16 protein-coding genes are annotated in these 14,495 nt (G+C 64.3%); 9 read left to right on the forward strand and 7 right to left on the reverse strand.

Annotated features, from left to right (window positions below; all coding sequences use genetic code 11):
• Positions 1-41 precede the first annotated feature (41 nt).
• Entirely contained in the window at positions 42-1,142 is a 1,101-nt protein-coding gene (locus CP556_RS15670; protein ID WP_098726458.1) for a pyridoxal phosphate-dependent aminotransferase, read from the reverse strand.
• A gap of 67 nt (positions 1,143-1,209) precedes the next feature.
• Positions 1,210-2,634, reverse strand: coding sequence for a S8 family serine peptidase (locus CP556_RS15675; RefSeq protein ID WP_098726459.1), 1,425 nt, complete (start codon positions 2,632-2,634; stop codon positions 1,210-1,212).
• Positions 2,635-2,729: 95 nt separating this feature from the next.
• Here CP556_RS15675 and CP556_RS15680 point away from each other — a divergent pair, with 95 nt between their 5' ends.
• From CP556_RS15680 to CP556_RS15695, 4 genes are all read left to right on the forward strand, one after another.
• Positions 2,730-3,557, forward strand: coding sequence for an IS5 family transposase (locus tag CP556_RS15680; RefSeq protein ID WP_098726460.1), 828 nt, complete (start codon positions 2,730-2,732; stop codon positions 3,555-3,557).
• Between the two features lie 152 nt (positions 3,558-3,709).
• On the forward strand, positions 3,710-4,234 hold the full coding sequence (locus CP556_RS15685) for a CinA family protein (RefSeq protein ID WP_098726461.1): 525 nt from the start codon (positions 3,710-3,712) through the stop codon (positions 4,232-4,234).
• A gap of 198 nt (positions 4,235-4,432) precedes the next feature.
• Positions 4,433-4,918, forward strand: coding sequence for a metal-dependent hydrolase (locus CP556_RS15690; RefSeq protein WP_098726462.1), 486 nt, complete (start codon positions 4,433-4,435; stop codon positions 4,916-4,918).
• A gap of 85 nt (positions 4,919-5,003) precedes the next feature.
• Positions 5,004-5,438, forward strand: coding sequence for a hypothetical protein (locus tag CP556_RS15695; RefSeq protein WP_098726463.1), 435 nt, complete (start codon positions 5,004-5,006; stop codon positions 5,436-5,438).
• A 113-nt stretch (positions 5,439-5,551) separates the two neighbouring features.
• Here the strand turns inward: CP556_RS15695 and CP556_RS15700 are convergent, their stop codons facing one another.
• Positions 5,552-6,544, reverse strand: coding sequence for a cell division protein CdpA domain-containing protein (locus CP556_RS15700; RefSeq protein WP_098726464.1), 993 nt, complete (start codon positions 6,542-6,544; stop codon positions 5,552-5,554).
• 138 nt (positions 6,545-6,682) lie between these two features.
• On the opposite strand from CP556_RS15700, the gene CP556_RS15705 reads away from it, so the two are divergent.
• From CP556_RS15705 to CP556_RS15715, 3 genes are all read left to right on the forward strand, one after another.
• A complete protein-coding gene (locus CP556_RS15705; RefSeq protein WP_098726465.1) occupies positions 6,683-6,964 on the forward strand; it encodes a DUF5789 family protein in 282 nt (93 codons plus the stop codon).
• Between the two features lie 4 nt (positions 6,965-6,968).
• Entirely contained in the window at positions 6,969-7,664 is a 696-nt protein-coding gene (locus tag CP556_RS15710) for a CPBP family glutamic-type intramembrane protease (RefSeq protein ID WP_098726466.1), read from the forward strand.
• 333 nt (positions 7,665-7,997) lie between these two features.
• A complete protein-coding gene (locus tag CP556_RS15715; protein ID WP_098726467.1) occupies positions 7,998-9,083 on the forward strand; it encodes an AI-2E family transporter in 1,086 nt (361 codons plus the stop codon).
• Positions 9,084-9,111: 28 nt separating this feature from the next.
• Here the strand turns inward: CP556_RS15715 and arcD are convergent, their stop codons facing one another.
• Complete coding sequence (gene arcD, locus CP556_RS15720) at positions 9,112-10,548, reverse strand: arginine/ornithine antiporter ArcD (RefSeq protein ID WP_098726468.1); 1,437 nt, start codon at positions 10,546-10,548, stop codon at positions 9,112-9,114.
• A 259-nt stretch (positions 10,549-10,807) separates the two neighbouring features.
• Entirely contained in the window at positions 10,808-12,109 is a 1,302-nt protein-coding gene (nreA, locus tag CP556_RS15725; RefSeq protein WP_098726469.1) for a DNA repair protein NreA, read from the reverse strand.
• A gap of 327 nt (positions 12,110-12,436) precedes the next feature.
• Between nreA and CP556_RS15730 the strand changes: the two genes are divergently transcribed.
• Both CP556_RS15730 and CP556_RS15735 read left to right on the forward strand, forming a co-directional pair.
• Positions 12,437-12,616 (forward strand): HVO_2753 family zinc finger protein, encoded by a 180-nt coding sequence (locus CP556_RS15730; protein ID WP_098726470.1) that lies wholly within the window; start codon positions 12,437-12,439, stop codon positions 12,614-12,616.
• An 8-nt stretch (positions 12,617-12,624) separates the two neighbouring features.
• A complete protein-coding gene (locus CP556_RS15735; RefSeq protein WP_098726471.1) occupies positions 12,625-12,891 on the forward strand; it encodes an elongation factor 1-beta in 267 nt (88 codons plus the stop codon).
• Positions 12,892-13,032: 141 nt separating this feature from the next.
• Here the strand turns inward: CP556_RS15735 and CP556_RS15740 are convergent, their stop codons facing one another.
• On the reverse strand, positions 13,033-13,467 hold the full coding sequence (locus CP556_RS15740) for a hypothetical protein (RefSeq protein ID WP_098726472.1): 435 nt from the start codon (positions 13,465-13,467) through the stop codon (positions 13,033-13,035).
• Positions 13,468-13,654: 187 nt separating this feature from the next.
• Positions 13,655-14,350: an MBL fold metallo-hydrolase gene (locus CP556_RS15745; RefSeq protein WP_098726473.1), complete on the reverse strand. Its 696-nt coding sequence runs from the start codon at positions 14,348-14,350 to the stop codon at positions 13,655-13,657.
• Positions 14,351-14,495: the final 145 nt, after the last annotated feature.

Raw genomic sequence — 14,495 nt, forward strand, 5'->3', positions numbered from 1 at the left:
GACGGCCCAGCCGCGTATTTGTATTGTGGCCGGATCGCGTCTCACTCGAAGTACGCCGCTAACCGCTCAGCCGCCTCCTCGACGCGCGGCGTGACGAGCGCGAATCGCAGCCACTCCGTCCGCGACTCGCCGAAGGCCTCGCCGGGCATGCCGGCCACGCCGGCCTCGTCAATCAGTCGCTCGACGTTCGCGAGCGTGCCCGGATAGTCCTCGAAGCGGGCCATCACGTAGAACGATCCCCTTGGTGTGGTGTACTCCGCGCCCGCGGCCTCGAGCGCGTCGGTGAACGTCGCGACGCGCTCCCGGAGCCGCTCTCGGTTGCGCTCGTAGTAGTCCGGTCCCGTCTCGCGCAGCGCCCGCAGGACCGCGAACTGGCCGGGCCGGGTGGTGGCGACGTTGACCAGCATGTGTCGGCTCTTCGCGTTCGCGACGAGTTTCGGCGGGAAGATCGCGTAGCCGACCCGGGCTCCGGTGATCGCCATCGACTTCGAAAACGCGTTGGTGACGACCCGGTGGGCCGAATCGGTCTCGAGCGCGCTCGCGAACGTCCCCGAGAGGTCGTAGTGGTCGTACACCTCGTCGCTGATCAGGACCGCGTCGTACGTCTCGGCGATGGCGATCAGCTCCCGCATCGTCTCCGCGGGATAGACAGCACCGGTCGGGTTGTTCGGCGTATTGACCACGATCGCCGCCGTCTCCTCGCTCGCGGCCGCGCGGACGTCGTCAGGATCCAGTTGCCCCTCATCGTCCGCCGCGACGAAGCGCTGCGTTCCGCCGAGCATCGTCGTCTTTCCCGGGTAGTAGGGGTAGACGGGGTCAGTCAGCAGGATCTCGCTCCCGCGCTCGCGCTCGAGGGCCCGCGCCATCGCGAGGTAGTTCGCCTCGCCTGCACCGTTCGTGACGACGATCTGGTCGACGTCGACGCCGCGGCGGGCGGCGATCTCCTCGCGCAACTCGAGAAGCCCCTCACTGGGCGGGTACTGAAACCGGTCCGGCTCGAGGTCGGCGTACTCCCGAAGCCCTTCCCGGAGCGCCTCGGGGGGCTCCCAGTCGGGGTTCCCGCTCACCATGTCGATGACGTCGCGCTCCGCGGCGTCCGCGTATTCCATCACGCGGAAGAACAGCGGCGTCTCGTAGTTCATGTGCGACGGTATAGCGTCGGCAGCAGTCAGTGTGGCGATTCACTCTGTCCGATCCGTATCGTCGCCTTCAGAGACGATCCGAGATCCGCTCGATCGCGGCGGGTGCATCGATACGGCCGGCACCAAGTCCGTCGGTGTTGTCTCCCGAGAGTTCAACTGCACCCTGCGTGATCGCCTGTCGGACGCGCCGCGGGTGCAGGTCGGGCGCGAGCTCGCGGAGCAAGCAGGCGAGTCCGGCGACCTGCGGTGCCGCCATCGACGTGCCGGGTTTGTACAGATATCGCTTGCCGTAAATCGATTTCGGGACCGTTGAGAGGACGTAGTTCGTCGGATACGGGTACGCGACCGCGTCGGGATCGGTCGTCCGTGTTTTCGCTCGCGTCTCGTAGCCGCCGCCGGGCGCAGCGACGTCGACCGTCCCGTTACCGTAGTTCGAGTAGCTGCTGCGTTTGTCGGTCGGGCCGGTCGCCGCGACGGTGACCGTTCCGGGGGTCTCGGCGGGGAGCACGTAGTCGGATTCACGGTCGACGTTGACCCCTCTGTTGCCAGCGGCGGCCACGACTACGACTCCTTGTTGCATCGCGTGTTGCACGACGCGGCGCACCGCGGCGAACGCGCGGCTGTTGTTGGGTCGGATTCCGCGAATGCTCGCGTTGACCACGTCGACGCCGAGATCGACGGCGTAGTCGATCGCGATGAGGATGTCCGCGAGCGTCCCGATAAGCTGGCTGTACGTCGTCCCGCCGTAGGAGTACACGGGGTCGAAAAACATCGTGCGAAGCGAGACGATCGACGCATCGGGGGCCATCCCGACGATCCCGGAGCCGTTGCGCGGTGCGGCGGCGATGCCGGCGACGTGGGAGCCGTGTCCATCGACGTCGGCGGCGACGGGCCGTGTGACCCGTTCGGTCGGCTTCAGTACGAGTCCGGAGTTCGTCGCCGTCCGCACCTCTCCGGTTCCGGCGTGGACGTGTGCGTTTCGAACGAATCGGCTCCGGTCGGCATCGATTCGCGACGCGAGATCCGGGTGGTTGAAACTGACTCCCGAGTCGATAATCGCGATCGTCGTTCCATCGCCGGTCGCCCGGTCGTGGGCCGCGTCCGCGCGGATGAGTCGCTTATCCCACTGTTTGTCGGACAACGGCTCGTCCCTGCGAACCACCTCGCCCTCGCTTTGTTCGATATCGTCGAAAACGTACGTTTCGTTCGTGACGGCGTCAGTGACGGCCGCCATCGACCGAAGCTCGTCGCGCTTCGCTTTCGGCCCTTGAACGATGAAAACCGCTCCGTCGGCCAGTTCGTGTCGTACTTCGAACCCGGCCCTCGAGAGTCGGGAGCGGAGCCCACTCCCCCCACCGAGAACGATATAGACCTCGCGGTCGTCCGCCCCAGTCCGGTCGCTCCCGCTAGCGGTTCCGACCGCACCGATGATGCCACTCCCACCGATCCCTTTGATCAGCGACCGCCTCGAAACGCTTCTGTACTCTTCCATGAGCGTTCGCTTGAATAGGCTCTGGTGAATCGTTGGACGGCGTCGGTTTCGACCGTCAGAACTAGGAGTATGAAGCGGGAAACCGCCGATGCTCTATGTCGAAAATCTCCCGCTTCACGAGCAAAGTCGTTCAGTTAGCTAAAAATGCTGTTGGTGAGCGAGGCGAAGTCGCCGCCCCCGAAGGGGGTGGCGGCTTCGCCGAGTATGCGGTAGTGTCGCTGCACTGTCTGCGGGTTTACCTGGAAAAATCCTACCGAGAAGCACTCGATTTGCTGAGCGAGATGCCACAAATACTCGGGGAGATCGGCCTTGAACCGACCGATCTCCCCGATCACTCGACGCTAGTCAAGTGGTTTGATAGGATTAAGACCGCACTCTGGCGAGTGCTGCTGCGCCTCTCGGCGCAGCTGCACGGCCAGAGCGGTCACGCCGCCATTGACGCGACGTTTTTCGACCGCGAAAACGCTAGCAAACACTACTGCCGTCGGACGAATTACCGGGTTCAGACGCTCAAAGCGACAGCTCTCGTCGACACAGAAAGCCAAGCAATTCTGGACGTTCACTGTACGACCGAGAAACGCCACGACACACAGCTCGGCTGGCAGGTCGCCCGCCGCAACGCGGGCGACCTCGCCAGCCTCGCTGCCGACAAAGGCTACGACTGGATGGATTTACGCGAAAAACTCCGCGAAGACGGCGTGAGACCGCTGATCAAACATCGTGAGTTTCGGCCCATCGATCACGCGCATAACGCGCGGATCGATGGGCCTCGATACCGCCAACGAGCGATGTGTGAGACCGTCTTTTCAACGATCAAGCGCACGCTCGGCGACGCCGTGCGTGCGCGAACTTGGTACGGTGAATTTCGTGAACTCGTTTTGATGTGTGTGGTTCACAACACCAAGCGATCTCTAAAACAGTGAAATCAAGCTACGTCTGGCGATTCACCACGTCCCTTGAATATTATTTCTGCAAAACTAAAATAATTACGGACAATACTACTATTGTATTATTGTAGATAGGGCGGATCGCTGCCCCCGACGACTTGACAAGCCGTCGGCTTGTTACTCAAACCGTGAACGACGACATCGACCGCGACCTGCCGATGGACATCGCCGACGCGCTTCGCCATCGCGAGGAGACGCTGGCGGTCGCCGAATCCTGCACCGGTGGACTGATCGGCGCGGCGATCACCGCCGTTCCGGGCGCGAGCGACTACTTCGACGCCGGGCTGACGACGTACGCCTACGACGCCAAGCGCCGACACCTCGGGGTCAGTCGCGAATCGCTGGACGAACACGGTGCCGTCTCCGAGCCGGTCGCGCGCGAGATGGCTCGCGGAATCCGCGATGTCGCGGACGTAACGTGGGGTCTCTCGACGACCGGTGTCGCCGGCCCGACCGGGGGCAGCGCCGACACGCCGGTCGGCACCGTCTACATCGGCGTTTCCTACGCGGGACCGTGGGGCAGCGAGGAGTCGTACGCGACCGTCTCGAGATACGAGTTCGACGGCGACCGCGCCGACGTTCGCGCCGAGACCGTCGATCGGGCGCTCGCGGACCTGCTTTCGGAACTCGAGGCGCGGGAGACGAGTCGCTGACCGTCACTGGACGCCCGGTCGAACGACGACCGTCCAATCGGTGTGTGAATCCTTCGATCGGGAGCGCACGAGCGACCGATTCGACTCGGTGAGACATTCGTCTGCACCTCGAATCAGTAATGAACCCGATACATGTCTGACTTGATGACAATTCCGAAAGAAAAACTATTCCTTCCACGACTTCCCAGATGCGGATAGATGAACAAGAAGGGCCACGTGCTGAACGCCGTTCTGCTGAGCATCGGGTTGGGTTATCTGCTCGAGCCGGCGGGGGATATGGGGACGTTCAGAACGATCGTGATGATCGGCGTGCCTGTGACGCTCGGAGCGCTCTTTCCGGACGTCGACACCGCCTTCGGCAAACACCGGAAGACGCTGCACAACCTGCCGATTCTGATCGGATTCGTCGCCTTCCCGTTCGTGTTCGGCAACCTCGAGTACGTCTGGATTGGCGTGTTGACCCATTACGTTCTCGATATCGCCGGGAGCAAGCGCGGTATCGCGCTGTTTTACCCGCTCTGGAAGGAAGAGTTCGGACTCCCGATCGGCGTCGCGGTCAGCAGTAAACGCGCGGATCTCATGATGGTAATCGTCACCGTCGGCGAACTGGCCCTCGCCGCCGCGCTCGTGTTCGAAGTCCCCCGGTGGGGCTTCGAGATGGGGCGACAGGTACTCGGGCTGTAGTCGACTGCCAGTTCTAGCGAGAATCGGACGAATACCGATTCGGTATCCCATTGCTTACCCGTCCGGCGGCCCGTCGAATACACGAATGCCAGCAGCAGATCGCCAGCGTCCACGGTCGGATTCCGCCGATGACCAGCCGCCCATTCGCTGTGACGAGTGCCGGTCTGCCCTCCGATCAGATCGGCAGCAGGCCGTTTCGTTCCTCCTCCTGGACCAGCTCACGATTCCCGTTCTCAGCTGTGACGACCACCTCGAGCGGTTCACCTCGATCTGTGGGCTCACGACCGAATCGACGGCCGATCTCCTGCACCACCGACCGGCCGGTGGTATCACCTGTCCCGGCTGTCGCCTCGCACGGTACAATTCGACCCAACACATGATACCGGTCCAGGAGGGAGTAATCGTCCCCATGGCATGTCCGGAGCACCAGTCGAAAATCGTTCAGCGGTTCCAGACGGGGCTCCAAACGCAACAACAGCTGTCAGTCAGCCTCGGTACGACTCCGAACGGCGCATTGTGAGCTACCCGTTTGTGATCACGAACGGGCACGCGTACAGCGGTAGTACAGTCGAGAAGAATGACAGCCGAGAAAACCGAACATCGCTCTCGTTCTGAACCGCTTTCGGCTGCTGACTACTGTCGGTTCGGCGTCCACTCCTCGCAGGCGTCCATGTCGTCCATCGCCGTTTCGTGGCGGGCGCAGTAGGGGACCATCCCCTCCGAGGAGCGGACGTACTCGAAGTGCGTGCAGTTCCCGCAGTAGCGGTCCGTCGGTTCGTTCGGCTGCTCGGTCGGCGACTCGACGATCTCCGCGTCGGTGCCGTCGCCCGACTCGAGCGGCGAGGAGATGTCCGAGGCAGCGGACCCGCCGTCGCTGGTCGCAGCGCCGACGGATCGGCGGGTAGGTGAGCCGGTTCCCCTTCCGCCGGACGTCCCCGTTCGACCCGTCGACTGTCGCGACGCGGTCGTCCGCTCCGCTTGCCCGTCGGAGACCGTCGTCCGGCTCTGGTCGGCGTCGGCGTTGGTCTGCGTCTCCACGTCCCCGTCCGGCGTGCCGCCGAGGAATCCGATGCCCCCGAGACCGCCCGAGTCGCTCTCGTCGGACTCGATGACCGTCTTGTTGTGTCGGGTGACGTTCATCTGGAGGGCGCCGCCGGGATCGTTGCGCCGCTTGAACGTCGCGACGGCGGTGAACAGACACCAGACCGCGGTCAGGAGCCCGAGCAGGTAGACGACGCTCACCTCGAGCGTGAGCTGGTCACCGCCGTAGCGCCAGTGGGCGGGGTAGGCGTGCCAGAAGAGCGCGACGCCGAGCAGGCAAAGGCTCGCGCTGATCGCGGCGGCGGCCTGGACGCGCCGGCCGGCCGGTAAGACGACAAAGACGCCGACGAGGATGATTGGAACGCTGAGTCCGGCCAGAACGCCCGCGGCGCGGACGGTCGCGAACTGGGCGGCCATCTCGCCCGAGAGCTCGACCGCGTAGCCGCCGACGAAGTCGGTCGTCGCCACGAGGACCGCAACGACGGCCAGCGCCGCGCCGAGCACCACGAACGCCGTTCCCGTGTACAGCCGGCGGCTCGTCACCTCCGGTGCCGTCCCGTCGTAGACCTCCGTCAGGCTTGTCATACGCGGCCGTTGGGCTCCCCACCACAAAACGATACGTCAGACACATGTCTGACTTTCGAGGCGAACGGCGTCGGAGCCCGGCTCGAGCCGACCGGCGGAAGCGAAAGCTTGAATCGCCGCCCTCGCAAACGACCGCCCATGAGTGACGAGGAGGCGGAGCCGGCAGTCTCACTCGGAGAGTCGATCCCCGTCGAGGGTGCGCCGCTCGCCCGCGTGAGTTCGCGACTGACCTGGCCGAAAGAGAAGAGCGAAGTCGACCGACTCGAGGGCGAGAGCGTGATCCGGACCCCTGACGGCCCCCGCGAGCTGTCCGCCGTACTCGAGGACATCGATGAGACGTACTTCCAGCGCCACCAGGAGTTCGAAGCGAACGTCCGGGACGTGATCGGTACCGGACCGATTCCGACCGCGGACGAGTAATACCGTGGCGTCCGAGCCGGATCGCTTCGGTGGCCGCTGGCTCCGGGGCCGATTGGATCTCTCTTGGGTTCAGAAGTCGGTCGTGGTCGGAGCCGTGCTCACGCTGTTGTGGATGCGACTGGTTCCCAGCGAGTTGGATCAGCGGATCGTCGTCGACGGCGTCCTCCTGATCGGCGGCCCGCTCGCGCTCGGGCTGTCCCACGGGAACCGTATCGGATGGCGCGTCGACCGCGTCGCCGTCCGAAATACGGTGTTGCTCGCGCTGTTCGTTCTCCCCTTCTACGTCGTCGGCTCGACGCTACCGACGATCCGGGCGTACTATCCGATCTGGGAGACGACCGCAGCGCCGGCCGTCTTCATCCCGCACGCGATGAAACTATTTCTCCTTGCGCTGGCCGCCGAGACCTACTACCGCGGCCTCCTCTGCGTCGGTGTCAAGGAGATCGGCATCAGCGCGGTGTTCATCAGCCCCGTCGTCTACATGCTTCACCACACCTCGAAGCCGCCAATCGAATTCCTGTTGTCGGGGCCCACGGACGTCCTGTTCGGGGCCGTCGACTACAAATCCGACTCCATCCTCCCATCGGTCGTCGCCCACGGCGGCGGGTTGGTCCTCCTCGACTGGCTCGTCATCCACGACCCGTTGTTCGATCCGAATCGATTGATCCGATTCCTCGAGTGGGCCCCGATTCCGCTTTGAGGGCGTCTCGAGGTCGGTCCGGGAACTGCTCCGCTCGGTTCGCGTGGGACTCGAGTATACGGATTGCTGTACCGGATTCCCAGTGCAACTATGACCGTCCTGCGTTGTGCCGAAAATGACCGACAGTGCTGCTCGGGACCGCCCCCGACGACGAAAACTGGCAGACGATCGTCGACGAGACCAGCACGTTGATCGACGAAGCCGACGCGAACCTGTAGGCGGCCGGCTCCAGTTCGGATCGCTGGGCGGTGTTGGAGCCGGAATGTCGTTTCGTTACTGTGGTGGACAGTATGGAATATCAACATTTATGCGTCCGATCGGAGTGGCTGAACTATGGACGCTCGGACCTCGTTTCTCGCTCTCTCGGTCTGTGTCCTCGGCACGCTCGCCGCACTGATCGTGCTCCCGCTGGTGGAGTACGTGCTGGCGGCCTGCCTGCTCGCGGTCGTCCTCCGACCGCTGTACGAGCGACTCGCACCGCGAGTCGGCGAGCGCACCGCCGGACTCACGGCCACCGTCCTCGCCGTGGTCGGCGGTGTCATCCCGCTGGTGCTCGTCTCGCTGGTCGTTCTCCGTACCGCCGCGTCGGTTCGCGAGACGACGTCGATCGACCACATTGCGGCGAACACGGGGGAGTTCGCGCGAGCCGAACTCGGACTGGCCGACGGGACGGTCGCGGCCCTCGAGTCGTCGGTAACGGCCGAACTCGAGGGAACGATCGCGGGTGCGGCCGACGTGACCCTGGCCCGAACCGTCGGGCTCGTGACCACCGCCGCCGACATCGTCGCGGGGACTATCGTTCTCGTGTTCGTGCTGTACTACCTGCTCGTGGACGGCCCGGCAGCGGTCGACTGGATCCGACGGCACGTCCCGCTCGAGCGCCGGGTCCTCGACGACCTGTTCGAGGAGGTTCACGTCGTCGTCTGGGCGGTCCTCCGCAGTCACGTGCTCGTCGCGGTCATCCAGGGGATACTCGGCGGGCTGGGACTCGCCCTCCTCGGGGTCCCGTACGCGCCAGTATTGGCAGTCGTGCTGGTTCTCGTGTCCTTCCTCCCGACGATCGGGGTCTGGCTCGTCTGGGGACCGGTGACGGTCGCCCACGCGGCCTCGAGCGGTCCCCTCCGCGGCGTACTCCTGTTGGGCTACGGGATCGCGGTGCTCGCCGTCGTCGACAACTACCTCCGGGCGATCCTCGTCGACCGGCGGGCCCACCTCCATCCGGCGATCGTTCTGGTGGGCGCCATCGGTGGCGTCTTCCTGTTCGGGATCGTCGGGGTGTTCGTCGGTCCCGTCGTTCTCGCGACGTTCAAAGTCTGCGTGGCAGCCGTCGATCGGATCGACCGAACCGCACCGGACGCTGACGACGGTGCCGAGAGCGAGCGCGAGGAAGAACCACTGCTCGCGGACACGAAGCAGTAGTTGGCCCGCTCGAGACGGGTAACCGCCCTCAATCTGCGCTCTGGGCCCGCTCGGTGCGGCCGGTGGTCGGGACGCCGCGACCCGTCAGCGCCATCGCGAACAGCACGAGCGGCGAGAGGAACCCGAACAGGTAGAACGGCGCGTACTCGAGGGTAGGGACGCCGGTCGCCGAGGCCATGAAGACGCCGCCGGCGTGCCACGGGATGAGCGCGCCGGTGGGCGTGCCGGCGGCCTCGACGGCCCGGGAGAGTTCCTCGCTGTCGAGGCCGAACTCCTCGTAGAGGTTTCGGAGCGTCAGCCCCGGCAAGACGATGCTCATGTACTGCTGAGCGGTGAGCGCGTTGACGAGGATCGCGGACGCGCCGGTGCCGGCGATTAGCCCGCCGGAACTCCGCACGCCCCGTGAGAGGCGGTCGGCGAGCACCGCCAGCACGCCGGTGTGCTCGAGGAGGCCGCCGAGCGAGAGCGCGGCGACGACGACGGTGATCGTCCAGGCGGAGCCGGTGAGGCCGCCGGTCACGAGGAGTTCGTTCACGAGGGCGACCCCGGTTTGGGGCTCGGTGCCGCCCATGAATACCTCCCAGGCGGCGACGAAGCCGGTGCCCTGAACCAGAATCGAGGTGGTGACGCCGGCGAAGACGCCGGCCACGAGCGTCGGAAGCGCGGGGTAGCCGTAGAGGGCGAGTCCGAAGGTAACGACGAGGGGCAGGAAGACGAGCACGGAGAGGTCGTACGTGCCTGCGAGCGCGGTTTGAATCTCGGCGACGCGGCCGACCGGAATCTCGCCACCTGCCTGAAGGCCGAGCGCGGCGAATCCGGTCACTGCAAGGCCGAACGCGATAGCCGTACCCGTTCGCATACGACGGATATGGTCGTACAGCGGCGTGTTTGTCACGCCGGCCGCGAGATTGGTCGTATCGGAGAGAGGCGACTGCTTGTCACCCGCGTACGCCCCGGAGATGACCGCACCGACAGTCATGGGCCCGGAGACGCCGAGTCCGGCCCCGATTCCGACGAACGCGACGCCCAGGGTCCCGACCGTGGTCCACGAGGACCCGATCGAGAACGCGACGACCGCGGCCAGGATCGCCGTGATCGGCAGGAACACCGTCGGGGTCAGCAACTCGAGGCCGTAATACATCATCGCCGGAATCGTTCCCGCGTCGACCCAGGTGGCGATCAAGGCGTAGATCGTAAAGAGGATTAACAGCGCCTGTAGCCCCATCAGGAGGCCGTTAGAGACTCCCTCTGAGAGCTCGCTCCACTGGTACCCAAGATAGCGACCGAACGCGCCGACGAAGACGATACTCCAGAGCAACGGAACGTGCGGTGCCAGCCCGAGCAGGGCCGATCCGATGCTGAGAAAGACGACGACCGCGAGTACCGGAACGAGTGCGAGGCCGACCGACGGTCGTCGATCGGGGTCGAGATCGTCGATCGTCGTCGGTGTAAAGTCGAATGTCATTGGCCGATTTATGCATTGAGAACATAAAAGAAGAGCGCTTTATTACCACCATGTATGCCCTACGATATCAGTGGTCATATTCAGGTTCGAGTACCAATTAGATCTCTGCCCGTTCGAGCGGAGATGCTCGAGACGGTCTCCAGAGGGTGGCAGTTCTCGAACGGCCGGGTCGAACCTACCGCTTGCCGCGACTTTCGGACGGGGAGGGGACTGCGTGCCACTGGCTTCCGGTTCGGCTACTGAAAGGCGCGCTCGCGGATCAGTCCACGCTCGAGAAGGCGCTCAGATTCGACTGCAATCCGGCCGCGAGTTCGGATTTGCGCCGCAATCGCGCGTCGGAAACCGGCAACCGGGTGGCGACCTCCGAAACGGCCTCGTGGAAGGTCTCAGCCTCGCCGTACTGCCCCTCGAAGGCGTTACGGACGCTCTCGCGGACCTGCCAGACGCCGACCGGGGCCCAGTAGTCGTCGCTGACTTCCCGCAGGACGAGACACTTCGCCTGCCGACCGATCGACTCGAGGTACTCGAGGACGCCCAGTCGGGCGGCGTAATAGGCGCCCGCGGTCTCCTCGACGTAGCTCGAGCGACCCTCGTATCCTTCGGAGGCGCTGGCGAGCCAGATGTCGTCGCCCGGATCGGGGTTCCAGATGCTCCCCGGGGCCTTCATCTCGACGAGTTCGAACTCCCAGGTGCCGGGCGCGAGCACGACCCAGTAGCGGTTGCCGACGTACTCGTTGGCCCAGACCTGCACCCCGTCGATGCTGGGCGCGTTCCGGATTCGACCGCGCAGGAACTTTCCAACGGTGTCATCGACGGCCGTGATCGACCACCGCGTCGGGACCAATCGGCGCTGCTTGGTCTGACCGAGCGCGCCCGCCGAGAGGATCGAATTGATGTCGTAGACGTCGAAGCCGCGCCGGTAGAGGTAGGTCATCGCCCCCTCGGCCTGCCAGTCGTCGTCCTCGAGCGTCTTCTTGACCGGCCGGGGAACGTAGGGATTTTCCTGCAATTCCGCGTTTCGAGCGTTGGCGCGGGGGCCCCGCGGCGTCGCCACGTCAGTTCCCGTATCCAGGCCGAGGTCCGGTTTGTTGTCCAACCCGATCTCGAGGTCAACCGGCCGGTCGGCGATGGCGACCTCGCGTTGGACGCCGACGAAGCCGTCCCAGACGTCGTCCACGTTCGGCGTCATCCGGCTCGCAATGGACGGCGAGTCGACGTTCGCGCGCTTGCTCGAGTTCAGGAGCCCGGTCCGGCGCTGGAGCACGTCGTCGATAGCGTACCCCTGCTGATACCAGTCGCCGTCGGTGACGTACTCCTCGGCATCGTCTTCGTTACCGACCGGTGAGAGCAATCCGATGGGGATATCAGGATAGTTGGACCGCCCGACGAAAATCGACGGCGAGGTCGAGCCGACGAGAGTGTCGCCGCTCAGAGCGTCGTCGAACTTCCGCTCGAAGTCCTCGAGGTGATCCGTGATCGCGTAGGACTTCTCCTTGGCGAGGCGGCGGCGCTCGGCCTCCGCGTCGGGCTCGAGATCCTCGATGTAGTCGTCGAGGCGCATTCACTCGAAAGAAGTGCGGCAACGGTGTTGAATGTTGAGTTTCCGGAGCGCAGTCGCTGTCAGCGTGGGACCAGCAGAGATGTCAGAGGCAGAGGTTCGGCATCCGTGTCGGGCCACCGAACCTCACTCACGACTCCGTGCCGGATCGATAAGTACCCCGCAGGGCGTTTTCAGAATCGGAAAACGCTGCGCGACGAGGGGGCCGATCGCTCGTCGACCATCGGTAGACCGTCACCGGTCCGACGCTCGGATCGACGGCGGCTCGGATTCACGACGCCGGACTCGAGAAAGACAATCGTTAAAAACGGCGGGCGGGAAGGAAGGGGTATGAGTACGACCGACGAGAGAGAGACGCGTTCCTGTGTCTCCTGCGGACTCAACATCGCAGGCACGAACGCGGCCGCGTTCAAGTGTCCCGACTGCGGCCAGCAGATCTACCGCTGTGCCAAGTGTCGCAAGCAGAGCAACCTCTACGAGTGCCCCGACTGCGGATTCACCGGCCCATAAGATCTCCCATGGGAAAAGTCGCTGCCAAAATCAAGGTCATGCCGGACAGCCCCGAAAACGATCTCGACGCGCTCCAAGAGCGCCTCGAGAGCGCCCTCCCCGAGGGTGCGAAGATCAACGGCGTCGAGCGCGAGGAAGTCGCGTTCGGTCTCGTCGCTCTCTACCCGACCGTGATCGTCCCCGACGGTGCAGGCGGGACGGAAACCGTCGAGGAGAACTTCAGCGAAGTCGACGGCGTCGAAAGTGTCGGCGTCGAGAACGTCGGTCGGATATAAACGGCCTCGCCGATCGGTTTTCGGCCATTTCGCTATTTCTCGCGAGCCACTGGTGTGTGACTTACGTACGCGTCTCTACGGCCTCATCGCTCGAGTGATCGGAGAGGAACGACGTTCAGTGGCTGTAAGAGAGTCTGGTACTTACTGTTGGTCTTCCCTGTTCGCACCGAGGTTGGCCTGTGAAACGATCTCCGCGCCGATCGAGGAGAGATCGACGGTCACGTCCTCGGTGACGGCCTTGCTGATCTCGTCTAAGTTCCCCGCGAGAACGGTCAGCACGTCGTCGGGGTTAGTGTAGACCAGCATGTTTCCGTCCTGGCCTTCCGCGACGAGTTGCGTGTCGTTCAGGACGACCTGATCGTTCTGAATCGTCGCCGAGACGACCGGTAGCGCCGCCGGCTTCCCCTGTTCGTCGTCCCTGACTTTGCGGATGTGGACCGCCTCGAGGTCGATTACCTCCTTGTGCGTCTTGATCTGTTCGGCGCAGTCGACCATGTCGTTGAGGAGGGCGGTCCGGCGCTCGTTGCCGTGATCGCCGTCGAGACAGTGCTGACAGACGCGGAGTTCGATTCGCATTAGCCGTAATTCGTGCTCGATACCGATGAGAATTCCGCTTCAGTACCATGCGGGCTCGGGACGATCCGAGACGAGAACCCGTTACGGACGGACACCGTGAGACTGTGACTGCAGTCCCTACTGACGACCAGTCGCTGTCGCCCACCGGTTCGGCTTCAGCCGATCGGACGGAACGGAGCCGCGGCGCTCACTCTCGCAACTGCTCGTGGATCTCCCGGATCCGAACGTTCCCCTGATCGACGTAGCCGCCGTGATAACACAGCGTGTGTTCGATCTCGAGGGCCGCCAGCGCCCCGACGGACTCGATCGCACGATCCATATCCGGTGTGAACTGTGGTTTCGGGCCGGCGAGCGGTTCGTCACCGTCGGTTCCCTCACCACTGTCCGCGACGAGCGCGTCGCCGGCCACGAGCAGGTTCCCCGTCGGGAAGTACAGCGAGACGTGGCCGGGCGCGTGACCGGGCGTCGCGACGATTTCCATCGGCCCCGAGAGCGTCGGGATGCGGACGCCGTCGACCAGTTCGATATCGACGTCGACGGGCGGATAGCGGTCGCCGTCGCCCTTGATCGGGTCGCGCTCGCCCGACACGTACGGCGCTTCATCGTGATGGGTCGTGACGACCGCATCGACGTGCTCGAGGAGTTCCGCCAGTCCACCGACGTGATCTCCGTCGTGGTGGGTGAGGACGACGAGCCAGACGTCCGCGAGTTCGTAGTCCAGCGATCGCAAGTGGGTCCTGAGACCGTCGACGGCACCGTCGGGACCGACATCGCACAACACGAGTCCGCGTTCGGTCTCGACGACCGTCGGAGTCACCGTAATCTCTCTGCCTCCGTACTCGACCGCGATCGGGAGCGCATGAACACCAGCGTCCTTCTGCATACGAGGGACATTGCAGTGCCACCACGATAGGTGTCGGTGATTCGGTCGCCGTCGACGACGCCGAACGGGAGGAGATCGTCGCTCGTCACCTCGGTGTTATTTTCAGCCGCCACTCACTGACTTCTATGGATGATTTTATTACTAT

The organism is Natrinema sp. CBA1119 (assembly GCF_002572525.1).
Taxonomy (GTDB): domain Archaea; phylum Halobacteriota; class Halobacteria; order Halobacteriales; family Natrialbaceae; genus Natrinema.

What these genes read in the sequence shown, in the direction of transcription:
- CP556_RS15695 (WP_098726463.1), top strand. Translation starts at nt 5,004, where the DNA reads ATGCCAGCAGCAGATCGCCAGCGTCCACGGTCGGATTCCGCCGATGAC.
- CP556_RS15675 (WP_098726459.1), bottom strand. Translation starts at nt 2,634, where the DNA reads ATGGAAGAGTACAGAAGCGTTTCGAGGCGGTCGCTGATCAAAGGGATC.
- CP556_RS15690 (WP_098726462.1), top strand. Translation starts at nt 4,433, where the DNA reads ATGAACAAGAAGGGCCACGTGCTGAACGCCGTTCTGCTGAGCATCGGG.
- CP556_RS15735 (WP_098726471.1), top strand. Translation starts at nt 12,625, where the DNA reads ATGGGAAAAGTCGCTGCCAAAATCAAGGTCATGCCGGACAGCCCCGAA.
- CP556_RS15680 (WP_098726460.1), top strand. Translation starts at nt 2,730, where the DNA reads ATGTCGAAAATCTCCCGCTTCACGAGCAAAGTCGTTCAGTTAGCTAAA.
- nreA (WP_098726469.1), bottom strand. Translation starts at nt 12,109, where the DNA reads ATGCGCCTCGACGACTACATCGAGGATCTCGAGCCCGACGCGGAGGCC.
- CP556_RS15745 (WP_098726473.1), bottom strand. Translation starts at nt 14,350, where the DNA reads ATGCAGAAGGACGCTGGTGTTCATGCGCTCCCGATCGCGGTCGAGTAC.
- CP556_RS15730 (WP_098726470.1), top strand. Translation starts at nt 12,437, where the DNA reads ATGAGTACGACCGACGAGAGAGAGACGCGTTCCTGTGTCTCCTGCGGA.
- arcD (WP_098726468.1), bottom strand. Translation starts at nt 10,548, where the DNA reads ATGACATTCGACTTTACACCGACGACGATCGACGATCTCGACCCCGAT.
- CP556_RS15715 (WP_098726467.1), top strand. Translation starts at nt 7,998, where the DNA reads ATGGACGCTCGGACCTCGTTTCTCGCTCTCTCGGTCTGTGTCCTCGGC.
- CP556_RS15670 (WP_098726458.1), bottom strand. Translation starts at nt 1,142, where the DNA reads ATGAACTACGAGACGCCGCTGTTCTTCCGCGTGATGGAATACGCGGAC.
- CP556_RS15740 (WP_098726472.1), bottom strand. Translation starts at nt 13,467, where the DNA reads ATGCGAATCGAACTCCGCGTCTGTCAGCACTGTCTCGACGGCGATCAC.
- CP556_RS15700 (WP_098726464.1), bottom strand. Translation starts at nt 6,544, where the DNA reads ATGACAAGCCTGACGGAGGTCTACGACGGGACGGCACCGGAGGTGACG.
- CP556_RS15705 (WP_098726465.1), top strand. Translation starts at nt 6,683, where the DNA reads ATGAGTGACGAGGAGGCGGAGCCGGCAGTCTCACTCGGAGAGTCGATC.